The organism is Rhizobium sp. NZLR10 (genome assembly GCF_019685125.1).
GTDB lineage: Bacteria > Pseudomonadota > Alphaproteobacteria > Rhizobiales > Rhizobiaceae > Rhizobium.
In genome coordinates this window covers 536,274-552,518 of the sequence record NZ_JABDWE010000001.1, presented here as the reverse complement: position 1 = coordinate 552,518, position 16,245 = coordinate 536,274, and the positions used below count along the sequence as shown (strand labels likewise).

General features: G+C 61.1%; 13 protein-coding genes. 12 read left to right on the top strand and 1 reads right to left on the bottom strand.

Translation table 11 applies throughout. The features are described from left to right. Nucleotides 1–19 precede the first annotated feature (19 nt). The 7 genes from malQ to HJB82_RS02525 all read left to right on the top strand — a co-directional run bounded on the left by malQ (nucleotide 20) and on the right by HJB82_RS02525 (nucleotide 8,233). Entirely contained in the window at nucleotides 20–1,885 is a 1,866-nt protein-coding gene (gene malQ, locus HJB82_RS02555) for a 4-alpha-glucanotransferase (protein ID WP_221139521.1), read from the top strand. A gap of 192 nt (nucleotides 1,886–2,077) precedes the next feature. Then, complete coding sequence (locus HJB82_RS02550; RefSeq protein ID WP_207584708.1) at nucleotides 2,078–2,239, top strand: hypothetical protein; 162 nt, start codon at nucleotides 2,078–2,080, stop codon at nucleotides 2,237–2,239. 553 nt (nucleotides 2,240–2,792) lie between these two features. After that, the gene (locus HJB82_RS02545) at nucleotides 2,793–3,668 is read left to right on the top strand and encodes a DMT family transporter (protein WP_221132554.1); all 876 of its coding nucleotides are present in this window, start codon (nucleotides 2,793–2,795) and stop codon (nucleotides 3,666–3,668) included. Nucleotides 3,669–3,817: 149 nt separating this feature from the next. Beyond that, entirely contained in the window at nucleotides 3,818–4,732 is a 915-nt protein-coding gene (locus tag HJB82_RS02540; RefSeq protein ID WP_207584710.1) for an ABC transporter permease, read from the top strand. Between the two features lie 3 nt (nucleotides 4,733–4,735). Continuing rightward, nucleotides 4,736–5,662, top strand: a complete 927-nt coding sequence (locus HJB82_RS02535) for an ABC transporter permease (protein WP_207584711.1) — start codon at nucleotides 4,736–4,738, stop codon at nucleotides 5,660–5,662. Continuing rightward, nucleotides 5,655–7,289, top strand: a complete 1,635-nt coding sequence (locus HJB82_RS02530) for an ABC transporter ATP-binding protein (RefSeq protein WP_207584712.1) — start codon at nucleotides 5,655–5,657, stop codon at nucleotides 7,287–7,289. Before HJB82_RS02535 ends, HJB82_RS02530 begins: the two co-directional genes overlap by 8 nt. Beyond that, complete coding sequence (locus HJB82_RS02525) at nucleotides 7,286–8,233, top strand: 2-hydroxyacid dehydrogenase (protein WP_221139520.1); 948 nt, start codon at nucleotides 7,286–7,288, stop codon at nucleotides 8,231–8,233. The genes HJB82_RS02530 and HJB82_RS02525 overlap by 4 nt, the downstream gene beginning before the upstream one ends. A gap of 29 nt (nucleotides 8,234–8,262) precedes the next feature. Here HJB82_RS02525 and HJB82_RS02520 read toward each other — a convergent pair whose 3' ends face one another. Continuing rightward, complete coding sequence (locus tag HJB82_RS02520; RefSeq protein ID WP_207584714.1) at nucleotides 8,263–8,982, bottom strand: GntR family transcriptional regulator; 720 nt, start codon at nucleotides 8,980–8,982, stop codon at nucleotides 8,263–8,265. A 142-nt stretch (nucleotides 8,983–9,124) separates the two neighbouring features. Between HJB82_RS02520 and araD the strand changes: the two genes are divergently transcribed. The 5 genes from araD to HJB82_RS02495 all read left to right on the top strand — a co-directional run bounded on the left by araD (nucleotide 9,125) and on the right by HJB82_RS02495 (nucleotide 16,235). Beyond that, a complete protein-coding gene (gene araD / locus HJB82_RS02515) occupies nucleotides 9,125–10,861 on the top strand; it encodes an L-arabinonate dehydratase (protein WP_221139519.1) in 1,737 nt (578 codons plus the stop codon). 9 nt (nucleotides 10,862–10,870) lie between these two features. Then, nucleotides 10,871–12,061, top strand: a complete 1,191-nt coding sequence (locus HJB82_RS02510; protein WP_207584716.1) for an L-talarate/galactarate dehydratase — start codon at nucleotides 10,871–10,873, stop codon at nucleotides 12,059–12,061. Between the two features lie 22 nt (nucleotides 12,062–12,083). Next, nucleotides 12,084–12,794 carry a ribonuclease activity regulator RraA gene (locus tag HJB82_RS02505; protein WP_221139518.1) on the top strand — a complete coding sequence of 237 codons (711 nt, stop codon included), beginning with the start codon at nucleotides 12,084–12,086 and terminating at the stop codon, nucleotides 12,792–12,794. A 66-nt stretch (nucleotides 12,795–12,860) separates the two neighbouring features. Further along, nucleotides 12,861–14,378, top strand: coding sequence for an aldehyde dehydrogenase (NADP(+)) (locus tag HJB82_RS02500; protein ID WP_221139517.1), 1,518 nt, complete (start codon nucleotides 12,861–12,863; stop codon nucleotides 14,376–14,378). Nucleotides 14,379–14,714: 336 nt separating this feature from the next. Then, on the top strand, nucleotides 14,715–16,235 hold the full coding sequence (locus tag HJB82_RS02495) for an ABC transporter substrate-binding protein (RefSeq protein ID WP_207584719.1): 1,521 nt from the start codon (nucleotides 14,715–14,717) through the stop codon (nucleotides 16,233–16,235). Nucleotides 16,236–16,245 lie beyond the last annotated feature (10 nt).

The following is a 16,245-nucleotide window of genomic DNA, read 5'->3' as shown; positions in this document are numbered from 1 at the left end:
GCGAGGAAAGGATCGACTGATGAAATCCGCTGAGCTCGATAAGCTCGCCCGGCTCCACGGCATCAGCCCGACAAGACCCAGCCCCGAGAACCGGGAAGTGGCGATTTCCGCCGAGACCAAGCGCAAGATACTCTCTGCACTGAACATCGAATTGACGAGGACGGGTGAGACTGGCGCGCCGCGGCGGGAAGCGAAGCCGGCGCGCGGGAAGCCCCCGGTGTCATTTCTGCCGGATTTCCTGTCCGACACACGGGTCTGGGGCGTGAGCCTGCAGCTTTACGAACTCCGGTCGGCACGCAATTGGGGCATAGGAGACTTCAAGGATCTGGCTGATATGGCCGATCTGGCGGGATCGCTGGGGGCCGATTTCATCGGACTCAATCCGCTTCACGCGCCGTTCCTCGCCGATCCCGACCGTTGCAGCCCCTATGAACCCTCAAGCCGTCAGCATCTCAACCCGCTCTATATCGCAGTCGACCAGGTGCCGGGGTTTGCCAGCAGTCGCGAACTCGAACGGGAGTTGGAGCGCCTTCGCCAATCCGATCTCGTCGATTACATCGGCGTCGCGCGGACCAAGCTTGGAGCGCTTCGTGATCTCTGGTCGGCATGGCGCCAGGGTCGTGTCAGTCGCAAGGCCGCCTCTGACGGCCCGGCCGATTTCGACGCCTTTGTCGCGCAAGGCGGCGACAGCCTGCGGCTGCATGCGCTGTTCGAATGCCTCTCGTTTTACATGGTCGAGCGCGGAGCGGGCGCCGGCTGGCAACGGTGGCCAGCCGAGTTCCAGCGCGTCGACAGCGCTGCCGTCACCGATTTTGAACGCGAGCACCCGGACGATGTTCGTTTCCACATGTGGCTACAATGGCTCGCCCACCGGCAATTGACGCAGGCAGCAGATCGAGCGCGCAAGGCCGGGCTGCGCATCGGGCTCTATCTTGATCTTGCCGTCGGGGAAGCGGTCGATGGCTCGGCGACATGGAGCGAGCCGGATATCTATGTCTCCCAGGCCACCATCGGCAGCCCTCCCGATCCATTCGCCGTCGACGGCCAGGACTGGCACCTCGCTGGATACCTGCCTTCAAAAATTGCCGCAGGGGAGATGTCGCCGTATCGACGCATGGTCAGCACCTCCATGCGCTACGCGGGCGCCATTCGCATCGATCACGCGCCGGCAATCCGTCGCCTTTTCCTGGTTCCATTGGGCGACAGGCCGGAGAGCGGCGCCTATGTCCGCTATCCCGAGGATCGGCTGCTGCAGATCCTCGCCGAAGTTTCCGCCGAACACCGATGCCTCGTCATCGGAGAGTCCCTGGGAATGATCCCGGAAGGATTGCAGGAAGATCTGGCCGCTGCCGGCATTTTCTCCTACCGGATCCTTTCCTACGAACAGGACGACAAGGGCTTCAAGCCGGCCGATGCCTATCCCGTCCTCGCGCTCGCCTGCATTTCGACGCATGACCACCAGACCCTTGCCGGCTGGTGGCGCGGCGCCGACATTCGGGACCGTTGTGAACACGGTATCGTACCGCCCGATCTCACCGAAGAACATCTCAAACACCGCAAGCACGAACGGAGGAACCTGAAGGTCACCTTCAAGGTTGCCGGCATCGATTTGCCGGCCCGCCTTGCTGCCGCAAGGGTAAGCGAGGAAACGCTGAGGGAACTGACCGTCAGCGCCTATCGCTTCATCGCGCGGACTCCGTCGTTGCTCGTCGCGGTTCGGCTTGCCGATCTCACCGACGAAAAAAAGCCGACCAATGTTCCAGGCACCAGCGACAGCTATCCGAACTGGAAGCCGAAGCTATCGGTTTGGCTTGAGGATTTGACGACTAGTCCGCTGCCCGAGATCGTGGGGGCGGTGATGCGAGAGGAAAGGCCGCGGGAGTGATCGAGGTCGAATGAACCGCCAGCTTCGCCATTGTCGTTCGATCGGGCCTGCCGCGCGTATGGAAATCGATCGGGCAGGGAACGAATACGAAGCCGGCGAATTTTCAAGGAATAAGGACAGGGATCGCCGAGATAAGCCTGTCCGCTTTCGCCGCTTCAGATGCGGCGCGACCAATATGATGGAAACAAGACCATGACGACCGCATTCATCCTTATCGCATTGGCTCTCATCATGATCTACGCCGGTCCGACGTTGCTGTTCATCTGCTTCGGCTATGCCGACTATGTGCTGGAGCGGCGAAGACATATGATGGCTCTGAAGCACGCCGTGAGACGTCGCAGCGATGAGCTTTAGAGTAATTCCTGGAAATCGCTTCCTTCCCGGGATCGTGCGAAGTGGTCAGCTTTCGTCGGTCTTGGGCATCGGAAAGGGAACCGGCTTTTCCGGCGTGGCGCGGATTGTCAGGCTTTTCGACCCGTCTGAATAGGTTGACGGCATCCGATTAAGGTAATCGGAAAAGTCGACGACGAAGTTCAGCCGGCCGTATTTTTAAAATTGAAAGCGTATTCCATCGAAGGCGCTCTCCCGGCTTTCGAGTTCCCAGCTGCCCCCATCATCGTCACGTGCCGTCGAGTGTCATCAAGCCTAGTTTCTCGATGGGATATGGCAGTTGTCGCCTTCAAACTAATATATTTGTATTTTAGTGTGGACGCCGGGCGAGGGATCGAGATAAGACCGTCAGATCGCGCGACCGACAGATAGCGATGCCCATCCCTGATGAGTTGAGCGATCCTGGCACCTGCACGCCAGGAAGGCTCTTATTTCTGATGGATTGCTGGTTCAACGCGCTGCCGTATCGAACGTCCGATATTGGCAGAGCCCACATCGTTCAATCAGGAGAAGCGTGATGCAGCCCGGTCGCACAGGCCTTGCCGTCTGCATGATGGTGGCCGCCGCCTTTTTGAATAGTCTTGACGCCATCATTGTGCGCTTGCTGGCCGGCGACGTGCATCCCTTGATGATCGGCTTTTTCCGCTCGTTTTTCGGACTTCTTGTCGTCTCGCCGTGGATCGTGTCCCGAGTCGGTCTGAAAGCCTCTCCCTATCGTGTTCTGCACGCCGTGCGTGCGGGTCTGAAGCTTGCCTCACTGGTTGCTTTGTTCATCGCCTTTGCGCACGCGCCACTGGCCGATGCCACGGCGATTAATTTCACCATGCCGATGTTTCTCGTTCTCGGTGCATGGCTTGTCCTCAAGGAGCGCGTCGGCGTCTCCAGCGTCGCCGGCATCGCCGCAGGCTTTATCGGCGTGATGATCATCATTCGCCCCGGAGCGTCAGGTTTCGACCAATGGCTGCTTTTTGCCCTTGCAGGAGCGGTCTTGACGGCTGCTAGCCAGTTGATGCTTCGGCGCATGGCGTTGAGGGATAGCGCGGACCGGCTGGTTGCGTGGAATCTCACTACCACGGTGCCGCTTGGCCTGATCGTCATGGTGCCGGTTTGGTCGATGCCGACCTGGAGCCAACTCGGGCTGCTCGCCATACAAGGGGCGCTCGGCGCATTCAACATGACGCTGATCACCCGCGCCTTCGGTATGGCGGCTGCAAGCGTTCTGGCCCCGCTCGACTTTCTCCGGCTGCCGGTCGTAGCACTCATAGCTTTCCTGTTTTTCTCGGAGGTTCCGGCCGCACAGACATGGATTGGTGCCGCGGTCATCATTGGCGCGACCATCATTGGAACGGGCGGTATGGCGTGGCGGCGCAAGCCGCCGTTTGATAAGAGCTGACGATTTTGAGAAAGGGGGTTCACAAAAATTCTAGATGAACTAATATTTTAGTTCACGCCTGTCGCCGGAAAGGGCATGACTGGGCGGGCTTCGAAACACGCGAAGACCAGACCTGACGGTCCGTATGGGTTTCACTCGGGAGGAGTGGCATGAAGAGTTTTATCGGCAAGCGTGCGATCGCCAGTGGCGTATCGCTCGTGGTGCTTATCGTCATCGTCTTTTTCCTCTCCCGGCTGACGGGCGACCCGACCGACCTCTATCTGCCGATCGACGCGACCACGGAAATGCGCCAGCAATTCCGTGAGATGAACGGTTTCAACGACCCATTGATCATCCAGTTCGGCCGTTATGTCGCGGATCTCGCCCAAGGCAATTTCGGTCAGTCCCTGCGCCAGGCCCGTCCGGCCATGGATGTCGTGCTGGAGGCCTTCGTCTGGACCTTCTGGCTGGCTGTCATCACCATGGCGCTGGTCACGGTCGCTGCGATCGTCATTGGTTCGCTCGCGGCGTTTCGCGTCGGCGGGGTCTTCGACCGTCTTGCCACTTTCTTCTCGCTGATCGGCGCTGCCGCCCCGGATTTCTGGCTTGCCATCGTGGCAATCGTCATTTTCGCCGTGAAACTGCATGTCCTGCCGACATCGGGAACGGGAACGTTCTGGCACTGGGTCCTGCCGGTCAGCGTGCTGTTCATCCGGCCCTTCGGCCTGATCCTGCAGGTGGTGCGCGGCTCGATGATCAGCGTGCTGTCTTCCGCCTACGTGAAGACGGCGCGCGCCAAGGGCGTGCGTTCGAACTCGATCATCTTCATTCACGGACTGCGCAACGCCATGCTGCCGGTGATCACAGTGATCGGCGATCAGGCGGCGGCCATCTTGAACGGTGCCGTTGTCGTCGAGACGGTGTTCGGCTTTCCCGGAATAGGCAAGCTGATGATCGATTCCATCCTGCTTCGCGATTTCGCCGTCGTGCTGGCCGTCATCATGGTCTCGGCATTGGCGATCTTCATCATGAACCTGTTGATCGACATTGCCTATGCGCTGCTCGATCCGCGTATCCGGTATTGAGCGATGACGATGACCGACACACAAATCCTCATCGAGAAAAAACCGAGCGGCCCGATCGGGCGTTGGCTGACCATGCTGTGGGCGGACAAGCTCGCATTCTTCGCCGCTCTATTCCTCCTGATCGTTCTTCTCTGCGCGCTGTTTGGCCCGTTTCTGCTGGAGGGCATCGCCACCAAGCAGAACCTGCGGGGCCGAAACGCGCCGCCCTTCGATATTACCCGCGGATGGCTTTATGTCCTTGGAGCCGATGCGCTGGGCAGGCCGCTGCTTGCCCGCGTCGTCGTCGCGGCGCAAAACACCATCCTGATTGCTGCGGCGGCGGTGCTTGCATCCTCTATCGTTGGCACGGCGCTCGGACTGGTGGCGGGTTATAGCCGCTCTTCCGCCGCTCAATGGATCATGCGCCTCGGCGACGTCATCATGTCCTTTCCGTCGCTGCTTCTGGCGGTGATCGTGCTCTATATGCTCGAACCCTCGGTCACCAATATCGTCCTCGTCCTGGCGATCACCCGCATTCCCATCTATCTGCGCACCACCCGCGCCGAAGTGCTGGAAGTGCGCGAGCGGATGTTCGTGCAGGCGGCGAAAGTCATGGGAGCATCGTCCCGGCGCATTGTCTTTCATCACATCCTGCCGGTGATCTTCCCGACGCTGGTCACCATTGGGACGCTTGATTTCGCCTTCGTCATGCTGGCGGAATCCTCGCTGTCGTTCCTTGGGATCGGCATTCAGGCGCCGGAAATCACCTGGGGCCTCATGGTTGCCCAAGGGCGGCCTTACCTTACCAATGCCTGGTGGCTGTCCTTCTGGCCGGGCCTTGCAATCATCCTGACGACGCTGTCGCTCAATCTTCTGTCAAATTGGCTGCGCATCGCGCTCAATCCAACGCAACGCTGGCGCCTTGAAATGAGGGGCAGGAAAAATGGCTGAACATCTTCTGGAAGTGCGCGACCTCTCGGTCGAGTTTCACACCGCCAGTGGCTCCGTCAAGGCAGTGCAAGATGTCAGTTGGCATCTCGATCGCGGCGAGACACTGGCAATCCTCGGGGAAAGCGGTTCGGGCAAGTCGGTGTCCGCCTCGGCGATCATGAACCTGATCGATATGCCACCCGGCAAGATCACCGGCGGCACCATCCTCCTCAATGGGCGCGATATGCTGAAAATGACGCCTGAGGAGCGGCGTTCGATCAACGGCGCCAAGATCGCCATGATCTTTCAGGATCCGCTGGCGCATCTCAATCCGGTCTACACGGTCGGCTGGCAAATCACCGAAATGATGACCACGCATGGTCAGTCCGCGGAGCAGGCCCGTGCCAGGGCGCTCGAACTCATGCAGCGAGTGGGCATCACCGATCCGCAGGCGGCGATGCGAAAATACCCGTTTCAGTTCTCCGGCGGGCAGCGGCAGCGGCTGATGATCGCCATGGCGATCGCCTGCAAGCCCGAAATCCTGATTGCGGATGAACCGACCACCGCGCTTGATGTTACGGTGCAGGCACAAGTGCTCGAACTTCTGCAGGAATTGCAGCAGGAAACCGGAATGGGCCTGTTGCTGATCACGCACGATCTTGGTGTCGTTGCAGAGATCGCCGACCGGGTCGTGGTGATGAATTCCGGCTGCGTCGTCGAAACCGGCAATGCCGCCGAAGTTTATCGCAACCCGCAGAACCCCTATACGAAGAAGCTGATTGCTGCCGCACCTGGGAAGGGCGCGATGGCGCAAGAGCGTGACCGGCAGGGCGAACCGCTGCTGCGCGCCATCGGCTTGAAGAAGAGTTTTGGCGCATTCCAGGCACTGAGAGGCGTGGACTTCGTCATCATGCCCGGCGAAACGGTCGCTGTTGTCGGCGAGAGCGGTTCCGGTAAGTCGACGCTTGCCCGGGCGATCGTTCGCCTTGACGACCCACAGGAGGGTCAGGTCCTCTACCGCGGCAATGATCTGCTTGCGATGAGCCCGAGGGAAATATTCGGGCTGCGTCGGGATTTGCAGATGGTCTTTCAAGACCCGACGCAGTCGCTCAACCCGCGGATGACCGTGTTCAGGCTGATTTCCGAGGCCTGGGTCATTCACCCGGATATCCTGCCGAAAGCGAGATGGAAGGAGAGGGTGGCCGAATTGCTGGTCAAGGTTGGCCTGAAGCCGGATATGGCGGACCGGTATCCACATCAATTTTCGGGCGGCCAGCGCCAGCGCATCGCCATTGCCCGCGCGCTGGCGATGGAGCCGAAACTGATCATCTGCGACGAGGCGGTTTCAGCGCTCGACGTGTCGATCCAGGCACAGGTGATTGCCTTGCTCGAGGGTCTGCGTCGCGAATTCGGCCTGTCCTACCTTTTCATTGCACACGACCTGCCGGTGGTTCGCGATTTCGCGGATCGTGTCATCGTCATGAAGGCCGGCGAGATTGTCGAGGAGGGGCCGGTGGGCCAGATATTTAACGCGCCATCCCACCCCTACACCCAGGCGCTGCTTGCCGCCGGCCTCGATCCCGATCCCGAGGTCCAGGCCACCCGACGCGCCGCACGTCTCACACAGGAAGGACTCGTTTCCGTATGAAGCCCGATGTCATCGTCGCCTATCCGCTCCGGTCCCGTCAGATGGCGGTGCTGGAGGAGACCTATACGCTGCACCGGCTGGATCTTGCAGAAGGCGGGCAACGCGATGCTCTCCTGGCCAAAGCCGGCCCGATCTGCACGGCTCTGGTCTGCAACGGCCATGTGACGATCGATGAAGCCCTGCTTGCGAAATTGCCGGCACTGAAGCTGGCCGCCTGTTCCTCGGCCGGCTACGACCAGATGGACGTCGAGGCGATGACGCGGCGCGGCATCAAGCTCACCAACACATCCGAGGTGCTTTGCGACGACGTTGCCGACATGGCGCTGCTTCTGATGCTGGCGGCACGCCGGCGCCTGCCGGAAGGTGATCGCTATGTGCGCTCCGGCGACTGGAGGCACACGGGCATGATGCCGCTGACGACATCGACGTCGGGCAAGAAAGCCGGGATCGTCGGTCTCGGCCGCATAGGCATGGCGATTGCCAGGCGATGCGAAGCTGTCGGACTGGCGGTCGGCTATTATGGGCGGACGAAAAAAGCCGACAATGATTTTGCCTATTTCGACGAGCCGGTAAAACTGGCGGACTGGGCCGACATCCTGATCGTCGCGACACCGGGCGGGCCCTCGACCGAAGGGTTGATTTCGGCAGAGGTGCTGAATGCGCTCGGACCAACGGGCAGCTTCATCAACATTGCCCGCGGCACCGTGGTCGATGAGCCGGCCTTGATCCGCGCCTTGCAGGAAAATCGGATCGCATCTGCCGGCATCGATGTCTACCTCAACGAACCCAATCCCGATCGGCGCTTCGCAGCACTCGATAACGTTGTGCTCTATCCCCATCACGCCAGCGGCACCGAGGAAACGCGCGACAGGATGGCGCAACTCACGCTCGACAACCTTGCCGCCTTCTTCGCAGGCAGGCCGCTGCTGACGCCGGTCAATTGACCCCGGCGGAAACCTGCGGCGCGGCAGGTTCAGACGAAGTAGTCCGGGAACTCCTTCCTGAGCTCTTCTACTTTTGCGACTGTGCGGCTGAGATGCTCGCGGACCGCATCGACGGCCCCCTGTTCGTCGCGAGCGGCAATCGCGTCGATGATGGCGTGGTGACCATCGAGGATGCTCATGATCTTGCCCTTTTCGGGCAGATGCAGACGTCGAATGCGCTCGAGATGGCCGGACCGCTCGCGGATCAGTTGATGGAGGCTGCTGCGCTTGGCGCCTGCGAACAATGTCTGGTGAAAGAGCTCGTCGAGCTCCTGGAAGATGGCAATCTGATCGACGTCATCGGCGACCGCCGACTGCATTTTTATGATCGAGCGGGCGCGCGTGATGACGCTCGGATCCGGATCCGGGTCAGTCGCGAGGCGGCGGCAGACTTCCGATTCCAGCGCGACACGAAGGAAATGCGCTTCGTAGATTTGCAGGACGTCTATCCTGGTCACCACAGTGCGGGACTGCGGGTAAATACGAACCAGGCCCTCCTGTTTGAGAAGCTGTAACGCGTCACGAATGGGCGTCTGGCTGACTTCATAGGTCTCCGTCAGCTCGGTGCGCGACAGCGTGGTGTCCGGCGGCAACTGAATGGTGATGATGCGCTTTCGCAGATCATCATAGACCCGCTGGACGGTGCTGCCGGCCGCGACTGGAAAGCCGGGTGCGGTCAGGCCGAATGTGGAAGCGAACTGAGAATTCATGTGAGGCAAATCCTTTTACACCATTCATAGCTTTACGTGACCTAATGCACAAGAATGCAAAGTTGCGGTTGATATATATGGCAAACTAAAATATTAGTTGGAGAAATTCGTAGAGCAGCAAGCAAAATGGTGGGAGAAAGCCGTGACCGCGAGGAAAACGTACGAGCAACTGCGGTCGGCCCGATGGATGCTGCCGGATGATCAGCGCTCGTTCGGTCACCGGTCGCGGACCATGCAGATGGGGTATGCGCCGGAGGATTGGCAGGGAAAGCCGATCATTGCCGTCATCAACACGTGGTCCGATGCCCAGCCCTGCCACATGCATTTCCGCGAACGCGCCGAATGGGTGAAGCGCGGCATCCTTCAGTCGGGCGGGTTTCCCATGGAGCTGCCTGCTCTTTCTCTTTCCGAAAATTTCGTCAAGCCGACCACGATGCTCTATCGCAACATGCTGGCGATGGAGACCGAGGAGCTGTTGCGGAGCCATCCTGTCGACGGCGCCGTTCTGATGGGCGGCTGCGACAAGACGACACCGGGCCTTGTCATGGGTGCGGTCAGCATGGGCATTCCCTTTGTTTATCTCCCTGCCGGCCCGATGCTTCGCGGCAATTATGCCGGCAAGAGCCTGGGCTCCGGCACCGACGGATTCAAATACTGGGACGAGCGGCGTGCCGGCACGATCACCAAGGAGGAGTGGCAGGGCATTGAAGGCGGAATTGCCCGCAGCTACGGCCATTGCATGACCATGGGCACGGCGTCGACGATGACAGCGATCGCCGAGGCTATGGGATTGACACTGCCGGGCGCCTCCTCGATTCCGGCAGCCGACGCCAACCACCAGCGCATGTCGGCCGCCTGCGGTCGCCGCATCGTCGATATGGTGTGGGAGGATCTGACCCCCGACCGGATCATAACGCCGGCGGCCGTCGACAATGCTGTCACCGTCGCCATGGCGACCGGTTGCTCCACCAATGCGATCATTCACCTGATTGCCATGGCGCGACGCGCCGGCATCCCGCTGGAGCTCGATGACCTCGACCGCATCGGTCGCACGACCCCTGTTCTTGCCAACATTCGGCCTTCTGGTTCGACCTACCTGATGGAAGATTTCTTTTATGCGGGCGGCCTGCGGGCGCTCATGAAGCAGCTCGGCGACAAACTCGATCCGACCGCGATAACCGTCACGGGCAAACCCCTGGTGGACGGCCTCGACCAGGTGAAGATCTACAATGAGGACGTTATCCGGCCACTGTCGAACCCGGTCTATCACGAAGGTTCGCTGGCAGTGCTCAAGGGGAACCTGTGTCCTGACGGCGCGGTCATCAAACCAGCGGCCTGCGACCCGAAATTCCATCGCCATTGCGGCCCGGCCCTGGTTGCCGACAGTTATGCGGAGATGAAGAAGATCATCGACGATCCCGATTATCCGCTGACGCCGGACACGGTGCTGGTGCTGCGCAATGCAGGCCCGCAGGGCGGGCCCGGCATGCCGGAATGGGGCATGATCCCGATGCCGAAGGCGCTGTTGAAGCTCGGCCTGCGCGACATGGTGCGCATTTCGGATGCGCGCATGTCCGGAACGAGTTTCGGCGCCTGCGTGCTGCACGCCGCGCCGGAATCTTACATCGGCGGGCCGCTGGCATTGCTGAGAACCGGGGACATGGTCGAGCTCGATATTCCGGCACGCAGCCTCAATATGCTGGCTTCCGAAGAGGAGATCGCAGCCCGACGGGCCGCCTGGGTGGCGCCGACGCGACATTACGAGCGCGGTTACGGCTTTATGTTCTCCAAGCATATCGAGCAAGCCGACAAAGGCTGCGACTTCGACTTCCTGACGACGGAATTCGGTGGCAAGACTCCGGAACCGGCTATCAATTGAGGAACCACGATGTTTGATCCCAATCGACGCTCGATCCCCGCACAACCGCCCAAGGCTGGCTTCGCCGCCGGCCCGTCCAAGCTGGACGCCATCCGATCGGTCACCCTGTCGCTCGCTTATCTGCCGTTGGCGCGGCCGATCAGCGACGCCAAGGTGTTGACGGGCCGGCAGAAGCCGCTGACGGAGGTGGCGTTTCTGTTTTGCGAGATCGTTTCCGAAGCGGGCCATAGCGGTCTCGGCTTCAGTTACTCGAAACGGGCGGGCGGACCCGCTCTTTATGCACATGCCTGCGAGATCGCCGACAACCTGATGGGCGAAGACCCCAATGATACCGCACGGATATGGGACAAGCTCTGCTGGGCCGGGGCCTCGGTCGGCCGCTCCGGCATTGCGACGCAGGCCATTGCCGCCATCGACATCTGCCTCTGGGACCTGAAGGCGAAACGGGCAGGCCTGCCGCTGGCAAAATTGCTAGGCGCCCATCGCGACAGCGTCGCCTGCTACAACACTTCAGGCGGCTTCCTGTCGTCGAGCGTCGAGGAAATCCGCGATGCTATCGATCACTCGATCGCCGCCGGTATCGGCGGCATCAAGATCAAGGTCGGACAGCCGGACCCGATGGCCGATCTTCGCCGGCTTGATGCCGTGACCAGCCATATCGACGGCCGTGTGCCGCTGATGGTCGATGCCAACCAGCAATGGGATCGCACGACGGCATTGCGCTTCGGCCGGCTTGTCGAGCCGCTCAATCTCGAATGGATCGAAGAGCCGCTCGATGCCTATGACGCCGAGGGCCATGCGGCACTGGCGCGCGAACTCGCCACGCCGATCGCCACCGGCGAGATGCTGGCAAGCGCCGACGAACATATGGCCCTGATCCGCGCCGATGCGGTCGACTTCATTCAGCCGGATGCGCCGCGTGTCGGCGGCATCACGCCCTTTCTGCGCATCTGCGCGCAAGCCGAGGCGAAACGCCTGCGCCTGGCGCCGCATTTTGCCATGGAAATCCATTTGCACTTGGCGGCTGCCTATGCGCACGAGCCGTGGGTAGAGCATTTCGATTGGCTGGCGCCACTGTTCAACGAGCAGCACGACATCAAGGACGGCCGGATGATCGTGCCCGCACGTCCGGGGCTTGGCTGCAGCCTGACGGGCAAAGCCCGTGACTGGACAGTGGAAACGCGCAGCTTCGGCGGCTGAATTTGAACGAGGAGAAGGAAATATGAACCCCGCAACCCGTGAAAAGCTGATGGGCGTCTCGGTCGCGACCCTCTGCTCGGCGCTGTTCAAGCGCGGCTTGAGAAATCAGACGGTCCAGGATGTTCGGCCCGTGCAGCCGAAGGGCCGCAATATGGTGGGGCCGGCCTTCACGCTGCGCTACATGCCGGCGCGCGAGGACCGCAACGCGATGAACGTCTTTCGAAACCCGAAACATCCGCAACGGCTTGCCATCGAGACCTGCCCCGACGGCCATGTTCTGGTGATGGACAGCCGCAAGGATCCGCGAGCAGCCTCCGCCGGTGATATTCTGATTACCCGCCTGATGATGCGCGGCGGTGCCGGCGTCGTCACCGATGGCGGTTTCCGCGACGCCGTGACGATCGGTGGCCTTGATATTCCCGCCTATCACAATCGTCCTTCCAGCCCGACCAATCTCACGCTGCACGAGGCGATCGACATCAACGTGCCGATCGGCTGCGGCGATGTGGCGGTCTTCCCGGGCGACATCATGGTTGGCGACGACGACAGCGTGATCGTCATCCCGGCCGAGATCGCCGACGAGATCGCTGACGAAGCGGTGGAAATGACCGCTTACGAGGATTTCGTCACCGAGCGCGTCAAGCAAGGACATACGATCATCGGCCTCTATCCGGCCACCGACGAAAGCAACCTGACGCTCTTTGCCGAATGGCGGAAGGTGAATGGCCACTAAAGCCGGCATCTTGGACAACGGATCACCGCATCAGGACGGAGCGAGGCTCCGCCGAGGAGGATAACAATGAGCTGGACCCCTTCAGGCAGACATTTCATCGCCGGCGAGTGGATTGCCGGAACGACGACATTTCGCTCCGAGCCGGCGCACGGCCCGGCGCATGACTTCGCCGTCGGCACGACCGATCTGGTCGACCGCGCCTGCCGCGCTGCCGAAGGTGCCTTTGCGGCGTTTTCAGCAAAGACATGCGAGGAGCGCGCCATTTTCCTTGAGACGATCGCCGAGGAGATCGACAGACGCGGCGAGGCCGTCACGCTCATCGGAACTCAGGAAACCGGGCTCCCGGAGGGCCGGCTGAATGGCGAGCGCGCTCGCACCACCGGCCAGCTCAAGCTGTTTGCCGAGCATATCCGCAAGCGTACGCATCTTGACGCGCGCGTCGATGCGGCGCAACCGGATCGCCAACCGGCGCCGCGGCCCGAGATCCGCCTGGTACAGCGGCCGATCGGCCCGGTCGCCGTCTTCGGCGCCTCGAATTTTCCGCTGGCATTCTCGACGGCCGGCGGCGATACGGCAGCCGCGCTTGCTGCCGGCTGCCCGGTCGTGGTGAAGGGACATTCAGCCCATCCCGGCACCGGTGAGATCATTGCCGAGGCGATCGCCGCTGCTGTCGAACGCACCGGAATGCCGGCTGGCGTCTTCAGCCTGATCCAGGGCGGGCGCCGCGACGTCGGCACGGCTCTGGTGACGCATCCCGCCATCAAGGCCGTCGGCTTTACCGGATCGCTGGTCGGTGGTCGTGCGCTGTTCGATCTTTGCGCCCAGCGTCCAGAGCCGATCCCGTTTTTCGGGGAACTCGGCAGCGTCAATCCGATGTTCCTGCTGCCGGCCGCGACCGCTGCCCGGGCGGAGGCGATCGGTTCAGGCTGGGCCGGCTCACTGACGCTTGGCGCCGGCCAGTTCTGCACCAAACCCGGTATTGCCGTCGTGGTCGATGGGCCGGAGGCGGACAGGTTCGCCGGCGCTGCCAAGTCGGCGCTTGAAAAGGTGGCGCCGCAGACGATGCTGACTCAAGGCATCGCCACCGCCTATCACGACGGTGTCGATCGGATGCGGGCAAGCAATGCAGTCGCACCGGTTCTCACTGGAAAGAGCGCTGGCCGGGATGCAGCCCCGAACCTGTTCGAGACCAATGGCTCGGCCTGGCTTGCCGATCATTCGCTCAGCGAAGAGGTGTTCGGCTCTCTCGGCCTCGTGGTGCGCGTCGGCTCGCAAGAAGAGATGCTCTCCCTTGCCGAAAGCTTCCAGGGACAGTTGACCGCGACGATCCATATGGACGACGCCGATCTTGGTCTTGCCCGCGAGCTGCTGCCGATCCTCGAAAGGAAGGCGGGCAGATTGCTGGTTAATGGCTTCCCGACCGGCGTCGAGGTCGTCGATTCCATGGTTCATGGCGGCCCCTATCCGGCCTCGACCAATTTCGGCGCGACCAGCGTCGGGACCATGTCGATCCGCAGGTTTCTGCGCCCCGTTTCCTACCAGAATTTCCCCGCCGGCCTGCTGCCCCAAGACCTGCGCAACTGAAACCGGGGAAAAGCAAATTGATCGCGCCGCGACGGAACTTCGCAAGATCATTCGCCGGCTTCGAGGCAGATCAATGCCTGCGCCGCCGACCGATCTTACCGATGATGAGGTCGAGATGTCGCGCGGACTGTTTGTTTCGGCCGGCTAGAAATCGAGCGTTTCAGACAGGGTGGGCGCCCGTGTTTCGGGTGTCGCGCTTGATCGCTCCTCTCAACTAGTATATTAGTGCACTTATGCATTAGATCGGCTTTTGCAGGAGGAGGCGAGGGCCGCATCACCGGAAATGGGACGAAGATTCGCTTGAGGAGCGCCGACGGCGCATGGGAGGAGAACGAAATGAAACTGCATTTGCTAGCTGTCTGCTTTTCAACCACGATGATCGGGCTGAGCGGTGGCTCGGCTCACGCTGAGGATGCCAAGAGCAACGTGACTGTTGTGCTTGCCGAAACCGTCGATGTCGTCGAGCCTTGCATGGCGGCGCGCCAGGACGTCGGCCGGGTCATTTCCGAGAACGTCAACGAGATGCTGGTCGAATTCGACTACGTCAACGGCGGCCTCAAACCCCGTCTGGCGACGGAATGGTCGAAGATCGACGACGACACCTGGGAATTCAAGCTGCGCCCGAATGTCAAATGGCACGATGGCAAGCCGTTCACCGCCAAAGACGTCCAGTTCACGATCGAGCGCAACAAGAACAAGAAGCTCAGCTGTGAGACCGGCGGCAAATATTTCGGCGGCACGGAATTCAGCTTCGAGACGCCGGATGCTAACACGATCCGCATTACCACAAAACCGGCGCAGCCGATTCTTCCGCTGCTGATGACGGTGATGGCCGTGGAATCAGCCGAGGCGACACCAGCAGACGAATTCACCCGCAAACCGATCGGCACTGGCCCCTATACGTTCGACAAATGGGATATCGGCCAGTCGATCGTGCTGAAGCGCAATCCGGACTATTGGGGGGAGAAACCGCAGGTGGAACAGGCGACCTATCTGTTCCGCTCCGACAGCGCGGTCGCAGCCGCCATGGTCGATGCCGGCGAAGCCGATATCGTTCCGGCCGTATCGGTGCAGGATGCCACCAACAAGGAAACAGATTTCGCTTATCCGAATTCGGAGACGACATCGCTGCGCATCGATACGCGCGCGGCACCCCTCAACGACCGGCGCATTCGCGAGGCGATGAACCTCGCCATCGATCGTCAGGCAATGCTCGGAACGCTGTTCCCTGAACAGGCGAAGATCGCCACACAGCTCGTCGTACCCACAACGATCGGTTACAATGCCGATATTCCCGTCTGGCCCTATGACCCGGAAAAAGCAAAGGAACTGGTCAAGGCGGCGAAAGCTGACGGCGTCCCGGTCGATCAAGAGATTCGCATCATCGGCCGCAACGGGCAATATCCGAACGCCACCGAAGCGATGGAAGCGATGATGGCCATGCTTCAGGACGTCGGTTTGAACGTAAAGCTCGATATGTATGACGTTTCCGTGTGGAACGGCTACTTCGTGGCACCTTTCGTCGCCGATTCCGGTCCGACGCTGACGCAGTCGCAGCACGATAACGCGACCGGCGATCCCGTCTTCACCGCCTTCGTGAAATACGCGACCGACGGCTCTCACTCCATGGTTCGGGATCCCGCAGTCGACGCCCTCATCGCCAAGGCGACCTCAGCCACCGGAGACGCGCGCACAAAACTCTGGAAGGAGCTTTTCGCCAAGGTGAACACCGAGATCATCGCCGATATCCCGATGTTTCACATGGTCGGATTCACCCGCGTTTCGCCGCGTCTCGATTTCAAGCCGACGATCGCGACGAATTCCGAGCTGCAGCTATCGCAGATCCGCTTCAAGTAAGCCGGTTTGC